Origin of the sequence: Thauera sp. GDN1, assembly GCF_029223545.1 — a bacterium.
Taxonomy (GTDB): Bacteria; Pseudomonadota; Gammaproteobacteria; order Burkholderiales; family Rhodocyclaceae; genus Thauera.
This window is the reverse complement of record NZ_CP097870.1, coordinates 1,431,700-1,447,559: the sequence shown is the minus strand read 5'-3', so window position 1 is coordinate 1,447,559 and position 15,860 is coordinate 1,431,700. Positions and strand designations below refer to the sequence as shown.

15 protein-coding genes and 1 tRNA gene are annotated in these 15,860 nt (G+C 67.6%); all 16 read right to left on the bottom strand.

What is annotated here, in order from left to right:
- Position 1: 1 nt before the first annotated feature.
- The 16 genes from thrS to pheA all read right to left on the bottom strand — a co-directional run bounded on the left by thrS (position 2) and on the right by pheA (position 15,847).
- Positions 2–1,918 carry a threonine--tRNA ligase gene (gene thrS / locus CKCBHOJB_RS06605; protein ID WP_281051196.1) on the bottom strand — a complete coding sequence of 639 codons (1,917 nt, stop codon included), beginning with the start codon at positions 1,916–1,918 and terminating at the stop codon, positions 2–4.
- A gap of 182 nt (positions 1,919–2,100) precedes the next feature.
- Positions 2,101–2,177: transfer RNA gene (locus CKCBHOJB_RS06600), tRNA-Val, on the bottom strand.
- Positions 2,178–2,246: 69 nt separating this feature from the next.
- Positions 2,247–2,489 (bottom strand): GlsB/YeaQ/YmgE family stress response membrane protein, encoded by a 243-nt coding sequence (locus CKCBHOJB_RS06595; protein ID WP_281051195.1) that lies wholly within the window; start codon positions 2,487–2,489, stop codon positions 2,247–2,249.
- A 35-nt stretch (positions 2,490–2,524) separates the two neighbouring features.
- Positions 2,525–3,328, bottom strand: a complete 804-nt coding sequence (locus CKCBHOJB_RS06590; RefSeq protein WP_281051194.1) for a 3'-5' exonuclease — start codon at positions 3,326–3,328, stop codon at positions 2,525–2,527.
- Complete coding sequence (locus CKCBHOJB_RS06585; protein WP_281051193.1) at positions 3,328–3,756, bottom strand: YdbL family protein; 429 nt, start codon at positions 3,754–3,756, stop codon at positions 3,328–3,330. Before CKCBHOJB_RS06585 ends, CKCBHOJB_RS06590 begins: the two co-directional genes overlap by 1 nt.
- Positions 3,753–3,947 carry a hypothetical protein gene (locus CKCBHOJB_RS06580; protein WP_281051192.1) on the bottom strand — a complete coding sequence of 65 codons (195 nt, stop codon included), beginning with the start codon at positions 3,945–3,947 and terminating at the stop codon, positions 3,753–3,755. The genes CKCBHOJB_RS06585 and CKCBHOJB_RS06580 overlap by 4 nt, the downstream gene beginning before the upstream one ends.
- Before the next feature lie 26 nt (positions 3,948–3,973).
- Positions 3,974–6,064, bottom strand: a complete 2,091-nt coding sequence (locus tag CKCBHOJB_RS06575) for a hypothetical protein (RefSeq protein WP_281051191.1) — start codon at positions 6,062–6,064, stop codon at positions 3,974–3,976.
- Positions 6,027–6,917: a cysteine synthase CysM gene (cysM, locus tag CKCBHOJB_RS06570; RefSeq protein ID WP_281051190.1), complete on the bottom strand. Its 891-nt coding sequence runs from the start codon at positions 6,915–6,917 to the stop codon at positions 6,027–6,029. Before cysM ends, CKCBHOJB_RS06575 begins: the two co-directional genes overlap by 38 nt.
- A 112-nt stretch (positions 6,918–7,029) precedes the next feature.
- On the bottom strand, positions 7,030–8,205 hold the full coding sequence (lapB, locus tag CKCBHOJB_RS06565) for a lipopolysaccharide assembly protein LapB (RefSeq protein ID WP_281051189.1): 1,176 nt from the start codon (positions 8,203–8,205) through the stop codon (positions 7,030–7,032).
- A 6-nt stretch (positions 8,206–8,211) separates the two neighbouring features.
- The gene (locus tag CKCBHOJB_RS06560; RefSeq protein WP_281051188.1) at positions 8,212–8,520 is read right to left on the bottom strand and encodes a LapA family protein; all 309 of its coding nucleotides are present in this window, start codon (positions 8,518–8,520) and stop codon (positions 8,212–8,214) included.
- Between the two features lie 87 nt (positions 8,521–8,607).
- On the bottom strand, positions 8,608–8,895 hold the full coding sequence (locus CKCBHOJB_RS06555; RefSeq protein ID WP_281051187.1) for an integration host factor subunit beta: 288 nt from the start codon (positions 8,893–8,895) through the stop codon (positions 8,608–8,610).
- A gap of 11 nt (positions 8,896–8,906) precedes the next feature.
- A complete protein-coding gene (gene rpsA / locus CKCBHOJB_RS06550) occupies positions 8,907–10,610 on the bottom strand; it encodes a 30S ribosomal protein S1 (protein ID WP_281051186.1) in 1,704 nt (567 codons plus the stop codon).
- 90 nt (positions 10,611–10,700) lie between these two features.
- On the bottom strand, positions 10,701–12,653 hold the full coding sequence (locus CKCBHOJB_RS06545; RefSeq protein WP_281051638.1) for a bifunctional 3-phosphoshikimate 1-carboxyvinyltransferase/cytidylate kinase: 1,953 nt from the start codon (positions 12,651–12,653) through the stop codon (positions 10,701–10,703).
- Positions 12,654–12,704: 51 nt separating this feature from the next.
- A complete protein-coding gene (locus tag CKCBHOJB_RS06540) occupies positions 12,705–13,592 on the bottom strand; it encodes a prephenate dehydrogenase/arogenate dehydrogenase family protein (protein ID WP_281051185.1) in 888 nt (295 codons plus the stop codon).
- A gap of 13 nt (positions 13,593–13,605) precedes the next feature.
- Positions 13,606–14,703 (bottom strand): histidinol-phosphate transaminase, encoded by a 1,098-nt coding sequence (gene hisC / locus CKCBHOJB_RS06535; RefSeq protein ID WP_281051184.1) that lies wholly within the window; start codon positions 14,701–14,703, stop codon positions 13,606–13,608.
- A gap of 76 nt (positions 14,704–14,779) precedes the next feature.
- Positions 14,780–15,847, bottom strand: a complete 1,068-nt coding sequence (gene pheA, locus CKCBHOJB_RS06530) for a prephenate dehydratase (RefSeq protein ID WP_281051183.1) — start codon at positions 15,845–15,847, stop codon at positions 14,780–14,782.
- Between the last annotated feature and the right edge of the window lie 13 nt (positions 15,848–15,860).

Sequence of the window (15,860 nt, the reverse complement as noted above, 5' to 3'; positions counted from 1 at the left end):
ATCAGACCGGGCCGGCTTTCGCTTCGACTTCGCGACGCCAGCGCTCGATCAGTGCATCGAGGGTCATTTGGCCAAGATCCTGGCCGCCTCGGGCGCGCACGGCCACCAGGCCCGCCGCCTTCTCCTTCTCGCCGGTGACGATCTGGTAGGGCAGCTTCTGCACGCTATGTTCGCGAATTTTATAGTTAATCTTTTCGTTACGCAAATCGGCCTCGACCCGGAACCCCGCCTTGCGCAGCTTCTCGGCGACCTCGGCGGCATACTCGGCCTGCCCTTCCGAGATGTTCATCACCACCGCGTGCTGCGGCGCAAGCCACATCGGCATCGCGCCCGCGTGATGCTCGATCAGGATGCCGATGAAGCGCTCCAGCGAGCCCAGGATGGCGCGATGCAGCATGACCGGCACCTTCTTGGTGTTGTCCTCGTCGACGTACTCGGCGCCCAGGCGCACCGGCAGGTTGAAGTCGAGCTGCAGCGTGCCGCACTGCCAGACGCGTCCCAGGCAGTCCTTCAGCGAGAACTCGATCTTCGGACCGTAGAAGGCGCCCTCGCCGGGCTGCAGCTCGTAATGCAGGCCCTGGGCGTCGAGCGCGGCGGCCAGCGCGGCCTCTGCGGCATCCCACTGCTCGTCGGTGCCGACGCGCTTTTCCGGACGGGTCGACAGCTTCACCTGCACGTCGGTAAAACCGAAATCCGTATACACCTGCTGCAGCAGGCGGATGAACTCGGCCGACTCGGCCTGCACCTGGCTCTCGGCGCAGAAGATGTGGGCATCGTCCTGCACGAAGTTGCGCACGCGCATGATGCCGTGCAGCGAACCCGAAGGCTCGTTGCGGTGGCAGGAGCCGAACTCGGCCATGCGCAGCGGCAGGTCGCGGTAGCTCTTGAGGCCCTGATTGAAGATCTGGATGTGGCACGGACAGTTCATCGGCTTGACCGCGTAGTCGCGCTTCTCGGACTGCGTAGTGAACATCAGGTCGGAGTACATGCCCCAGTGGCCGGACTTCTCCCACAGCGAGCGATCGACGATCTGCGGCGTCTTCACCTCCTGGTAGCCATGCTCGCCGATCGTGCGGCGCAGGTACTGCTCGACCTGCTGCCACAGCGTCCACCCCTTGGCGTGCCAGAACACCATGCCCGGCGCCTCGTCCTGGATGTGGAAGAGGTCGAGCTGGCGGCCGAGCTTGCGATGGTCGCGCTTCTCGGCCTCCTCGATCATGTGCAGGTAGGCGTCGAGCTCGTCCTTCTTCGTCCACGCCGTGCCATACACGCGCTGCAGCATCTCGTTCTTCGAGTCGCCGCGCCAATAGGCACCGGCCAACTTCATCAGCTTGAAGACCTTGAGCTTGCCGGTCGAGGGCACGTGCGGGCCGCGGCACAGGTCGATGAAGTCGCCCTGACGGTACAGCGACACATCCTCGCCCGCCGGAATCGAGGCGATGATCTCCGCCTTGTAGTGCTCGCCGATGCCCTTGAAGAAATCCACGGCCTTGTCACGCGGCCACACCTCGCGCTGCACCGGAATCTCGCGCTTCGCGATCTCGGCCATGCGCCCTTCGATCGCGGCGAGATCCTCGGGCGTGAACGGGCGCTTGTACGAGAAATCGTAGTAGAAGCCGTTGTCGATCACCGGCCCGATCGTCACCTGAGCATCGGGAAAAAGCTCCTTCACCGCGTGCGCCAGCAGGTGGGCGGTAGAGTGGCGGATGATCTCGAGACCTTCCGCGCCCTTGTCGGTGACGATCGCCAGATCGGCATCGGCGTCGAGACGATGCGACAGGTCGACCATGCGTCCGCCCACGCGACCGGCCAGCGCGGCCTTGGCGAGGCCGGCACCGATCGAGGCGGCGACCTCCGCCACGGTCACCGGATGATCGAAGCTGCGAACGGAACCGTCGGGAAGCGTGATATTGGGCATGGCTGTGACCTCGGGCAGAGCTTGCCCCCGACTGGGTCGCGGGCCAGGATACGGACGAAAATTGTGGACGAAAAAAAAGCGCGGTCTAGGCGCGCTTTTTTCTCTAGCAGACAAGCGGAGCCGACCTGTTCAGTTTCCGGCCTGAGTGGTAGTTCGGAACATGATGATCAACTCCAGAATCTTGGTAGGCGCGATTGGATTCGAACCAACGACCCCCACCATGTCAAGGTGGTGCTCTAACCAACTGAGCTACGCGCCTGCTGAAGCCCCACATTATAGGCACTCGAAAAATCTTGTCAAAGATTTTTTGCGCCGCGGGGCAAAAAACTTACTTCCTGAGTCGCGACACGATAAAGAGGATCAGGAACGCGCCCACGACCGCACCGATGAAGCCCGCTCCTTCGCCAGCATGATAGATGCCCAGGGCCTGCCCGCCGTAGGTCGCAACCAGCGAACCGGCGATGCCGAGCAGCGAGGTCATGATCAGGCCGAGGCCGTCCTTGCCCGGATGCAGCAGCCGCGCGACCAGACCGACGATGAGGCCGATGAGGATGGTGTAGAGGATGCCCATGTGCTTCTCCTTGCCTTGATGAATGTGCTGCAGGCTCAGCCCTGCCCGTCTCCGGCCTGCGGCCAGGCGCCGAGGAACTGTCTCCAGTGCGGCGCATCGATCCGCCCGAGGGCGTCGCGCACCACCTGCACCTCGGCTGCCCATGCCGCAGCGTCGAGGTGCCCGCGCATGCGCTCGAAGCGCAGATAGACGAGATAGGTATTGACCACGTCCGTTTCGCAATAATCACGGATCTCGGCGATCCGGCCATCCTGCCAGGCCTGCCACACCGCCGAACCGTCCATGCCGAGCTTGCCGGGGTAGCCCATGAGCTTGGCGAGGTCGTCGAGCGGCGCGTTGGCGCGCGGCTGGTACAGCGCCAGCAAGTCCATCAGGTCAAGGTGACGGCTGTGATAGCGGCTGATGTAGTTGTTCCACTTGAAGTCACGCGAGTCGTGATAGTCGCCCTCGCCCTGGTCCCAGTACCGCGGCGCCGAAACGCCGTTCAGCATGCCACGGTAATGGAGCACGGGGAGATCGAAGCCGCCACCGTTCCACGACACGATCTGCGGCGTGTAGCGTTCGATGCCGTCGAAGAAGCGCTGGATGATCTCGCCCTCGCCGCTCTCCGGCTCGGACAGCGAGAACACCCTGAAGTGCTGCGCATCGCGCAGCGCACAGGAGATCGTCACCACCCGCTGCAGGTGGTGGGGCAGGAAATCGCTGCCGTGGCTCGCCCGCCGCTGCTGGAACGCCCATTCGGCGACCTCGTAGTCCGAGAGGCCCGCGGGCAGATCCTCGATCGCGCGGATGCCGGCGACATCGGGAATGGTCTCGATGTCGAAGACGAGGACCGCCATTACTTGCGCACCCACTTGCCGCCCTGCTGCACCCACCAGCCGGGCTGCGCACGATCGACCCAGCGCTGGGCGAAGGTGCGACGGACGTCGCCTTCCCACTCGGGATGATTGTTGGCGCGGGCAATCTCGCGATAGAGGGCGGCACGATCGGCGTTCTCGGCGGCGATCACGCTGTTGACCTGGGCGCTCTGGGCAAGCGGAACGCCGGCGGCATCGCGCAGCGCGACGGTACCGTCCGTGGCCAGTCCGACTGCACCAGCTGCATACAGCGGCGCGAGCTGTGCATGGCGCTTCTGCATCGACTGCTTCAATGCGGAAATGGCCGGTGTGTCGATCTCGAGATTGCCCTGCGCATGCACCGCAGCAGCCAGCGTGACGCCGACCACGAGCGCACCGAGCTTGCGCAGGATTGCGGGAAGCACGCTCATTTCGCCTCTCCTTGCGGTGATTCCGGCGCCGGCGTGCCACCCGCGCCTTCGCGCAGCTGCCACACCTCGTCGATGATGCGGTCCGCCGCCTTTTCGGCCGCAGCCGCCGGGAAATAGATGTTGATGGTGACGCAGGCCGACGCCGACAGGGCGAGGGCTGCTGCCAGGAACCACCTGGATGCGACAGGCATGCGGTTCTCCTTCCGGTTTCCGGGAGTCAGCGCAGTTCGGGCGAGACGTTTTCGGCCACCACCCGCTGCAGGCGCGCGACCAGCTCGTCCCAATCCACGCGCCGATTGTAGCCGATGACATCCAGCGCCGGGACGCCGCCGCCGCGCACGATCACGAAGCCGCCATCGGCGCGCTCGCCGCCCTCGATCCCATCCATGACGCATACGCCGCTGGCAAGCCGGCAATGCAGCCCGAGCTCGCGATAGCCGAAGGTCTCGAACAGGCGCAGCAGGCTACGCTGGATCGCCGCCACCGCACCGGCGCCGCCGAGGGCGCTGATGTTCTCCACCGCGCGCTGGCTTATCCGGCGCCGATAGTCGCCCGGGCTGCTGGCGATCCGCGCATCGAAGGCCACCGGGCGCCAGCGCACCAGCTCGAGGCCGCGCACATCGGCATCGACGAAGCCGGTGATGCTGCCGAAACTGAAGGTCTCGGTCAGTTGGGCGAGGTCGATGTGGCGCGCCTCGAGGTCGCCGCTCAGGTGCGCGGCAACGCCGAAGGGCTCGCGCAGTCGCAGGCCGGTCGCGCGCAGGTAGCCGTCGAACACCGAGATCACGAGGGCGCCATCGAGCGCGATCTCGCCCGGACTCACGCGCAGCTCGGGCAGCGATGCCGACAGCACGCCCGCCATCAGCGGCAGGTCGAGCGCAGCAGTCAGGGCCGGCATCGACACCGGCTCGATCACGACGCTGCCGCGGCCCTGCCAACCGGCCGGCCCGCGGGACAGGGACAAGTCCTCGAGCACGAGCGCGCCGTCGAGCACCGGCACCATCGTGCGGGCAAGACGCGCACCGTCGTCCATCAACTCCGCATGGATGACGAAGGCACCGAGCGCGAGCTTCTCCCAGCGCCCGCCGGCCACCTCGAGCCGCGTCCGCCTGCGCTCCCCCTGCGCCCACGAGGCCTGGCCGGCAATCGGCCCGAGCACCACCCCTGGACCTTCCGCGACCCCGATCAGACTGAAGCCGGCGTCCTCGAAACGGAGCTCGACCGCCTGCAGTCGCCCCTCACGGACTTGCAGCGCGCCGCTCAAGTGGCCGGCGAAGCGCAGGCGCTCGGCACTGGCGGGCGCCAACAGCGGCGCGATCCAGCGTGGCCCGATGAGCGCGAGGTCGGCCCCGTCGACATCCACCGACAGGCTGGTCTCGTCCAGCGCATCGAGGTTCGCGGTCGCCGTGGCGCGTAACCGGCGGACGCCCTCGACCTCGAGCGCCGCATCGTCGACCCGGAGCCGCCTGCCATCGAGCCGCCCGCTCGCGCTGAGCCTCGCCCCCGCCTCCAGATAAAGCGGATGCAGGTAGGCCGCCCCCTCCTTCCAGTCCACTCCGGCCTGCCAGTGCCAGGCACCGCCGGCCTGCCGTGCGTCGACCGCGAACTCCACGCCGACGCGCTCGGCGGCCTGCAGACCGTCCGCACTGCCGAAAGCGGCATCCGCGATGCGGAATCGCGCACTCAGACGCGACGCCCGAGCGCCGGCCGTACTCCACGCGAGCTCGCCGCTCGCGCGACCTTGCGGCTTGAAGTCCCGCATCGCGCGCGCGACCGGCGGCGACCAAGGCGACAGCAGGGCGTGCACGGCATCGGCCGGAAGCTCGACCACTCTGGCCAGCAGATCACCGCCTCCGTCCAGATCCACTTCAATACGCCCCCCCTGATCGAACCCGGCGGCGAGTCGCACCTCACCGCTGCGGCGATCGAGCTCGAAGTCGAGCGCCGCCGACACAGGCTTGCCCGCCAGGTGCAGGTCGGCGCCATGGCAGGAAAAGCCGTCGAAGCTCAGAGAGGCCCGTGCGCAGCGCAGGCGGACATCGCGCAGCACGCGCGCGCCGACCCGCGCGCGCGCCACCGAGATCGTCGCCGTTGCGCCGCCCGCATCGAACACGGCCTGGATGTCGTGGAGCGCGAAAACGGGACTGGCGACATCTGCAATCTTCAGGCTCAGGCGCTCGACCGCGAGCGCCGGCGACAGACCGAGGGCCAGCGCCAGCAGCCACCCGCGCGCAAATGTCCGGACGCGCGCGCCCGGCCGCTGCGCGGACTCAGGCCGGAAACACGCCAGTGGACAGGTAGCGGTCACCGCGGTCACACACGATGGACACGATCACCGCGTTCTCGACCTCGGCGGCGATGCGCAGCGCCACGTGCAGGGCGCCACCCGAGGAGATCCCGGCGAAGATGCCCTCCTCGCGCGCCAGGCGCCGGGTCATCTCCTCGGCATCGGCCTGGCTGACCGGCTCGAAGCGATCCACCCGCGGGCGCTCGAAGATGCGCGGCAGGTAGGCTTCGGGCCACTTGCGGATGCCAGGAATCTGGGAGCCCTGCTCGGGCTCGCAGCCGACGATGCAGATGTCGGGATTGCGCTCCTTCAGGAAGTGCGAGGTCCCCATGATGGTGCCGGTGGTGCCCATCGAGCTTACGAAGTGGGTAATGCGCCCGCCAGTCTGCTCCCAGATCTCCGGACCGGTACCCTCGTAATGGGCGAGCGGATTGTCCGGATTGGCGAACTGGTCGAGGATGATCCCCCTGCCCTCGTCACGCATCTTCTCGGCCACGTCGCGCGCCATCTCCATGCCGCCCGAGCTCGGCACCAGCACCAGCTCGGCACCGAAGGCGCGCATGGTCTGGCGACGCTCGATGCTCTGGTTCTCGGGCATCACCAGGATCATCCGGTAGCCACGGATGGCCGCGGCCATCGCCAGCGCGATGCCGGTGTTGCCGCTGGTGGCCTCGATCAGGGTGTCGCCGGGCCTGATCTCGCCGCGCGCCTCCGCACGCATCACCATCGACAGCGCCGGGCGGTCCTTGACCGAACCCGCGGGGTTGTTGCCTTCCAGCTTGGCGAGGATCACGTTGTTGCGACCTGCAGTGATGCGCTTGAGGCGTACCAGCGGGGTGTGGCCGACGTAATCTTCCAGCGTCCTGAATTCCATTTGGGGTCGTGCTCGATTCGGGGTTGAAGGACCGGTCCGACGCCGCGCGACGGGCGCGGCAGGCGTCGCCGGATGCCGCAGGCCGCGGGCCGCGGGCTCGCATGCGCCACGCTCAGGGCGTGAGATCGAACTCCTCGGTGCGGCGCGGGGGATAGGTTTCCCAGCCGCCGCAGGCCGGGCAGCGCCAGTGGAACTGCCGCGCCTTGAAGCCGCAGGCGTCGCAACGATAACGCGCCACGCGGCGGGTATGGCCGTGGATCAGCTGCTTGACGAGCTCGATGTCACTGCGCTGCTCCGCGGGGGCGGCAAGCACGGCCGCTTCGAGCAGCTTGTCGAGGCCGAGCAGCGTCGGGTTGCGGCGCAGCTCCTCGCGCACGAGCTCGTAGGCGGCCTTGGCCCCCTCGCGCTCGAGCTCCCAGTGGAACAGCTCGTCGAGCAGATCCAGCGAGGCGTGCGCCGACAGCCAGGCGCGCAACAGCTGATGCCCCTGGTCGACCCGCCCCAGGCGCCCGGAGGCATCCATGACGCGCTCCGCCACCAGCGCCAGATAGACCGGATCCTGGTTCTCGATCCGCTTCCACGCCTCGAGCGCCTCCTCGTCGCGCCCTTGCGCCGCGAGCAGGTCGCCGAGCAGGACGCTGGCGCGCACGCTGCGACGATTGACCTCGAAGGCCTGGTCGAGATGGCGCCGGGCCTCGTCGTAGCGCGAGTTGGCCATCGCGCTCGCGGCGAGTTCGCAATGGAAATTGGCCATCTCGGTGCGCCACATCACCCCTTCGTGCTCCGGCAGGGCCTGCGCGACCTCGATCGCCCTGGCCCAGTCCTTCTCCTGCTGGTAGATCTCGAGCAGGTAGCGCAGGGCCACGTCGTTGGCCCGGGTGTCGCGCAGGCGCAGGAAGGCCGCCTCGGCGCGATCGAGCAGGCCGGCCTTGAGGAAATCCTGTCCCAGTTCGCCCAGGGCCTGCAGGCGGTGCTCCTCGCTGATGTCCTCGCGATCGACCAGCAACTGATGGATGCGGATCGCGCGATCGGTCTCGCCGCGGCGCCGGAACAGGCTGCCGAGGGCGAAGTGCAGCTCCACGGTCTGCGGATCGATGCGCACCGCCTCGACAAAGGCGTCGATCGCCTTGTCGGGTTGTTCGTTGAGCAGGAAGTTGAGCCCGCTGAGGTAGGAGCGCGGTAGCGCGCGCGACTCCTGAACCACCTGACGGATGTCGATGCGCGCGGCCAGCCAGCCAAGCCCGAAGAAGAGCGGCAGCGCGAGCAGCCACCAGAATTCGATTTCCATCGGCGGTCAGGGCATCGGCAGTTGAGCTTCACCGGCGGTGAGCGCGGTCTCGCCCGAAACCTTGGTGCGCTCGGCGAGCTCGAGCTGACGGCGCAGGCGCGAGATCTCGCGACGCTGACGCACAAGGGAGGCGAGGGTCGCCGTCACGCCGAGCAGCGCACCCGCGGCGAAGGTCAGCAGGATGACGAACACGAGCGGCAGCTGCCACTGGCTGCCGAAGAAGAAGTTCAGGGTGACCAGCTGGTCGTTCTTGATCGCGAACCCGAACAGCAGGAAGAACAGCAGCAGGCGGATGAACCAGATGATTGCGCGCATGGCCGGCATTATCCCCGAGCGGTGAACAAAAAAGAAGGCGGCCGCAGCCGCCTTCCATTATTGCCTGTAAAACCGATCGCCGCGCGGTCAATTGCCGCCGAGATCCACCCTTTCGCGCAATTCCTTGCCCGCCTTGAAATGCGGAACGTATTTTTCCGGCACGTGCACCTTCTCGCCGGATTTCGGATTGCGCCCGGTACGGGGCGGACGATAGTTCAGCGCAAAGCTACCAAACCCGCGGATCTCGATGCGATCGCCACGCGCCAGCGCGTCGGTCATCGCATCGAGGATCATCTTGACCGCGTAATCGGCGTCCTTTGCGACCAGCTGGGGGAAACGCTCCGCCAGTTGGGCGATCAGCTCCGATTTGGTCATGACCGGTCAGATTACTGCTTCTGCTCGTTCAGCTTGGCCTTGAGCAGGGCACCCAGGTTGGTCGTGCCGGCGGCAGCCGAGCTCTCCGAAGCGAGCTTGCTCATGGCTTCCGACTGCTCGGCCTGATCCTTGGCACGGATCGACAGGCTGATCGAACGGGTCTTGCGATCCACGTTGATCACCAGCGCCTCGACCTCGTCACCTTCCTTCAGCATGGTGGTCAGGTCGTCGACACGGTGCGGAGCCGCTTCGGACGCACGCAGGTAGCCCTCGACGTCGTCACCCAGCGAGATCACCGCGCCACGCGCCTCGACCGACTTCACGGTGCCGCGCACGAGGCTGTTCTTCTCGTGAGTGGCGATGAAGTTGGTGTAGGGGTCGCCCTCGAGCTGCTTGATGCCCAGCGAGATGCGCTCGCGCTCGACATCGATCGCCAGCACCACGGCCTCGACCTCGTCGCCCTTCTTGAACTTGCGCACGGCGTCTTCGCCGGACTCGCTCCAGGACAGGTCGGACAGGTGAACCAGGCCGTCGATGCCGCCTTCCAGGCCGATGAACACGCCGAAGTCGGTGATCGACTTGATCTGGCCACGAACCTTGTCGCCCTTCTTGTGGTTGATCGCAAAATCGTCCCACGGGTTCGACATGCACTGCTTCATGCCCAGCGAGATGCGGCGACGGTCTTCGTCGATCTCGAGGATCATCACTTCGACCTCGTCGCCCAGCTGGACGACCTTGGTCGGGTGGATGTTCTTGTTGGTCCAGTCCATCTCGGACACGTGGACCAGGCCCTCGATGCCCTGCTCGACTTCGACGAACGCGCCGTAGTCGGTGATGTTGGTCACCTTGCCGAACAGGCGGGTGCCCTGCGGGTAGCGACGCGAGATGCCGACCCACGGATCTTCGCCGAGCTGCTTGAGGCCCAGCGAGACGCGGTTCTTTTCCTGGTCGAACTTGAGGACCTTGGCTTCGATCTCGTCACCGACGTTGAGCACTTCGCTCGGGTGACGGACGCGGCGCCAGGCCAGGTCGGTGATGTGCAGCAGGCCATCGATGCCGCCGAGGTCGACGAACGCACCGTAGTCGGTGATGTTCTTGACGATACCCTTGACGACGGTGCCTTCCTTGAGGTTGGCGAGCAGCTTCTCGCGCTCTTCGCCCATCGACTCTTCCAGCACGGCGCGACGCGAAACCACCACGTTGTTGCGCTTGCGGTCGAGCTTGATGACCTTGAATTCGTATTCCTTGCCTTCGTACGGCGTGGTGTCCTTGACCGGACGCATGTCGACCAGCGAGCCCGGCAGGAAGGCGCGGATGCTGTTGGTCATGACGGTCAGGCCACCCTTGACGCGGCCGGTGATGACGCCCTTGACCAGGGAGCCTTCGTTGAGCGCCTTCTCGAGGTCGTTCCAGGCCGAGATGCGCTTGGCCTTGTCGCGCGACAGGCGGGTTTCGCCGAAGCCGTCTTCGAGCGCGTCGATTGCGACGTGGACGAAATCGCCGATTTCGACTTCGAGCTCACCGCGGTCGTTGCGGAACTCTTCGACGGGGACGTAGCTTTCGGACTTCAGGCCGGCGTTGACGACGACGAAGTTCTGATCGATGCGCACGACTTCAGCGGTGATGACTTCACCGGCGCGCATTTCCTGGAGGGCGAGGCTTTCCTCGAAGAGGGCGGCAAAGCTTTCTTCGAAGGCGGGGGTGGCGTTGGACATAAAAGGTCGGTTCCGGCACCGCCGTGGGACGGCAAACATGGCTGGTTCAAGAAAAAACGCGCCGGAGCCCACGCTCCCGCGCGATTGCGTTCAACCGGAAACCCTGACGCCCGCCTGCACGAGGTCGAGCACGAAGGCCACGGCCTGTTCGACATCCCTTTCGGTGGTATCGAGCAAGACCGCGTCCGGCAGCTTCGTCAGGGGGGCGACGGCGCGGGCCGCATCGCGCGCATCCCGTTCCCGAAGATCCTTCAGAAGACTTTGCATGTTAGCAGGCAAACCCTTTTCCATCAACTGCTTATACCGCCGCTCGGCACGCGCCTCGGCAGAGGCGGTAAGGAAGACCTTGATGTCCGCGTCGGAGAAGATCACCGAGCCCATGTCCCGGCCTTCGGCGACCAGGCCGGGCGCGACGCGGTAGTCGCGCTGGCGGTCGAACAGCGCCGCCCGTACCGCAGGCAGCACCGCCACCTTCGAGGCGCCGACCGAACACGCCTCGGAGCGGATCTCGTCGCTGACGTCGTCGCCCTCGAGCAGCACACGATCACCCTCGAAGCGCGCCGGCAGCGCCGCCGCCAGCGCGGCCACGCCGGCCTCGTCGTCGAGCGCCACGCCCGCACGCATCGCGGCGAGCGCAGTCAGGCGGTAAAGCGAGCCGCTGTCCAGGTAGTGCCAGCCCAGTGCCGCGGCCACGCGCGCGGCCACCGTGCCCTTGCCCGATGCGGAAGGACCATCGATCGCCACCACCGGCACCGGTCGGGCGACCTGCGCAAAGGCGTCGAAGTAGCCGGGGAAGGTCTTGTTCACGCACTTCGGGTCGTTGATGCGCACCCGGCAGCCGCCCAGACTCACCAGCGAGAAGCACATCGCCATGCGGTGGTCGTCGTAGGTGTCGATTGCCGCCGGCCTCAGGCGCTGCGGACGGCTCACCACCAGGTAATCGGCGCCCTCCTCCACCTCGGCGCCGACCTTGCGCAGCTCGGTCGCCATCGCCGCGATGCGGTCGGTTTCCTTGACCCGCCAGCTGGCGATGTTGCGCAGCCGGCACGGGCCGTCGGCGAACAGTGCCGCCACCGCCAGCGTCATCGCCGCGTCCGGGATGTGGTTGAGGTCGAGGTCGAAGGCCTTCAGCACGCCGCCCTCGGGCGCCGAAGCCTCGATCCAGTTGTCGCCCAGGGTGATGCGCGCACCGAGCTGCGCCAGCGCCTCGGCGAAGCGCACGTCGCCCTGGATGCTGGTCCGCCCCACGCCCTCCACCCGCACCGGCCCGCCGCCGATCGCGCCGGCGGCGAGGAAGTAGGACGCCGACGAGGCGTCGCCCTCGACGAACACGGTGCCCGGGCTGCGGTAACGCGCACCGCCAGGCACCACGAAGCGTTCCCAGCCCTGCTGCTCGACCTGCACGCCGAAGCGCGCCATCAGTTCGAGGGTGATGCGGATGTAGGGCTTGGATATCAGCTCGCCCACCACCTCGATCGTGGTCTCCACGCCGGTCAGCGGCAGCGCCATCAGCAGCGCGGTCAGGAACTGGCTGGAGACGTCACCGCGCACCTTCACCACGCCCCCGGGGCGGATCGTCGCCGGCTTCAGATGCAGCGGCGGATAGCCCTCGTTGGCGGTGCAGCTGATGTCGGCGCCGAGCTGGCGCAGCGCATCGACGAGATCGCCGATCGGGCGCTCGTGCATGCGCGGCACGCCCGACATCCGGTACTCGCCGCCCGACAGTGCGAGCGCCGCGGTCAGCGGGCGGAAGGCTGTGCCGGCGTTGCCGAGGAAGAGGTCGCCGTGCTTGACCGGAAACGGCCCGCCCACGCCGCGCACGCGATAGTTCAGGCTGTCGCCATCGCGCTCCCAGGCCACGCCGAGCGCACGCAGGGCATCGAGCATGCGCTCGACGTCGTCGGACAGCAGCAGGTCGCGGATGTCGGTCTCGCCCTCGGCGAGCGCGGCCAGCAGCAGCACGCGGTTGGAGATGCTCTTCGAACCGGGCAGGCGAACCGTGCCGGCGGCGCCCAGCATCGGGGGCAGATCGAGAAATTCCATCATGACCTCTGAAAGCATGTCCTGCCGCGCAGGACGAGGGATTCGTGGCGACTATTCGGCGGTGCGCAGCGGCAGGCCTTCGGCCCAGGCGTTGCGGGCGCGCCGCGCGCGCTCGAACACCGCCTCGAGCCCGTCGCCGTCGGCCTCGACCAGCATCGTGCGCAGGCGCCCGAGTTCGCCGAGATAGGCATCGAGCTCTTCCAGCAGCGCCACCCGGTTGGCGACGCAGATGTCGCGCCACATCTCCGGATGACTGCCGGCGATGCGGGTGAAGTCGCGGAAGCCGCTGGCCGCGTGCGAGAACAGCAGCGGCGCGTTGCTGCGTCCGGCGAGGTCATCGACCAGGCCGAAGGCGAGCAGGTGCGGGAGATGGCTCACCGCGGCGAACACGCGGTCGTGCTCCTGCGGCGTCATGCCGACGACCTTCGCCCCGCACGCCTCCCAGGCGTCGCGCACCTTCTGCACCGCCTCCGGACGGCTCTCGGGCAGCGGCGTCAGCACCACCTTGCGCCCCATGTAGAGTTCGGCGAAGGCCGCCTCTACGCCGCTCTTCTCGGCGCCGGCGATCGGATGCGCCGGCACCACGTCGGCCAGCGCCGCGTCGAAGTGCCGCTGCACCGCATCGACCACGTCGCGCTTGGTGCTGCCGGCGTCGGTGACGATCGTGCCTGGCTGCAGGTGCGGCGCCATGGCCGCCATGATCGCATCCATCTGGCCCACCGGCGCCGCGAGCAGCACCATGTCGGCACCGTCGAGCGCATCCGCCCAGTCTTCCGCGATGTCGTCGATGACGCCCAGCGCGCGCGCGCGCTCGAGCGGCTCGCGGCGGCGGCCGATGCCGACGATGCGGCCGACCGCATGCGCATGGCGCAAGGCGAGCGCGAAGGAGCCGCCGATGAGGCCGACGCCGCAGACGACGAGCTTGCCGATCAGGGGCATCGCAAACCTCCGCTCAGGCCAGCGCCTGTTTGAGCGCAGCGATGAAGCGGGCATTCTCTTCCGCGAGGCCGATCGACACGCGCAGCCAGTGCGGCATGCCGTAGGCGCCGATCGGGCGCACGATGACGCCCTGGCGCAGCAGCGCCTGGTTGATGCCCACCGCGTCGCCGGCCTTGAAGGTGACGAAGTTGCCCGCGGACGGGATCCACTCCAGGCCGAGCTCGGTGAATGCGGCGGTCAGCTGCGCCATGCCGCGGCGGTTGATCTCGGCGCTGCGGGCGATGAACTCCTCGTCGCCGAGCGCAGCCTCGGCCGCCGCCAGGCCGACCGAGGACACGTTGAAGGGCTGGCGCACACGGTTCATCAGGTCGGCCACGTCCGGGTGGGCGATGCCGTAGCCCACGCGCAGCCCGGCCAGACCGTAGGCCTTGGAGAAGGTGCGCGACACCAGCAGATTGGGGAAGCACGCCAGCCAGGAGATCGAGTCGTAGCGCTGCTCGGGCGCGAGGTACTCGGTGTAGGCCTCGTCGAGCACCACCAGCACATGGCGCGGCACCCTGTCGAGGAAGGCCTCGAGCTCCGGCCCGGCGATGAAGGTGCCGGTCGGGTTGTTGGGGTTGGCGATGAAGATCACCCGCGTCTGCGCCTCGATCGCCGCCAGCATCGCATCGAGGTCGTGGCCGAAGTTCTTCGCCGCCACCTCGATGCCGCGCGCGCCGCGGGCGTTGGTGGCGAGCGGGTAGACCGCGAAGGCGTGGCGCGAGTAGATGGCCGACAGCCCGGGCGCGAGGAAGGCCTGTGCCACGAGCTCGAGGATGTCGTTGGAGCCGTTGCCCACCACCAGCTGCTCCGGCCGCACGTCGAACTTCGCGCACAGCGCCGCCTTGAGCGCGAAGGCGCCGCCATCCGGGTAGCGCGCGACATCGGCGAGAGCGGCGAGCGCGGCGTCACGGGCCCGGGCGCTCATGCCGAGCGGATTCTCGTTGGATGCGAGCTTGACGATGCTCGACTCGGCAATGCCCATCTCGCGGGCGAGTTCGGAAATCGGCTTGCCCGGCTGGTAGGCCATGATCGCGCGGATGTAATCGGGGGCGAGGCTGGCGATGCTCATTGGTTCTCTCCTGCTGCGGCGCTGCAGCACGCAGCGCCGGGAAACGATCGGGAATTCGGTCGGGAACGGGCCCGGCTCAGATCGCGGCGACCGGATAGGAGCCGATGACCTTCACGAAGGCCGCACGCTCGTTGAGCTCCTGCAGCGCAGCGGCCACCGGCGGATCCTCGCGATGACCATTGACGTCGGCGTAGAAGACGTACTCCCACAGCCCCGAGCGCGCCGGGCGCGACTGCAGCTTGGTGAGGTCGACGCCGTGGCGCGCCAGCGGTTCGAGCAGGCCATGGATGGCGCCCGGACGGTTGGGCGTGGAAAACACCAGCGAGGTGCGGTCCTGTCCCGACGGACCGGCGTCGTGATCGGCGATGACCAGGAAGCGGGTGGTGTTGTTGGGATCGTCCTCGATGTTGGGGGCGAGGACGTTGAGCCCGTAGAGCTGCGCCGCGGCCTCGCCGGCGATGGCGCAGGATTCCGGGTCCTCGGCGGCCATGCGCGCGGCTTCGGCGTTGCTCGCCACCGGGATGCGCGGCAGGTGCGGCAGGTTGCGGTTGAGCCATTCGTGGCACTGCGCCAGCGACTGCGCATGCGAGTAGATGCGCCGCGCGGCACCGATGCCCTCGGCGCGCGACATCAGCTGCTGGTGGATGCGCAGGCGCACCTCGCCGCAGACCTTGAGCGGGTTGGCGAGCAGCAGGTCGAGCGTGCCGCCGACGGCGCCCTCGGTGGAGTTCTCCACCGGCACCACGCCGTAGTCGGCATTGCCGGCCTCGACCGCGCGGAAGACGTCGTCGATCGCCGCCATCGGCATGAAGTTGGGCGCCGAGCCGAAGTGCTTGCGGCTGGCGCTCTCGGAGAAGGTGCCGGCTGGGCCGAGGTAGGCCACGCGCAGCGGCTGCTCGAGGCCGAGGCAGGCCGACATGACCTCGCGGAAGATGGTCTTGACCGCATCCGCGGACAGCGGACCGGGATTGAGTTCGGCCAGCCGGCGCAGCACCTGGGCCTCGCGCTCGGGGCGGTAATACATGACGCCGCGCTTGATCTCGCCCACGCGCTGCGCGCAGCGCGCGCGCTCGGACAGGCGGGCGAGGATTTCCTCGTCAAGGCGGTCGATCTCGTTGCGCAGTTTAAGCAGTTCGTCGCTCATGCTCGGCCCGTGG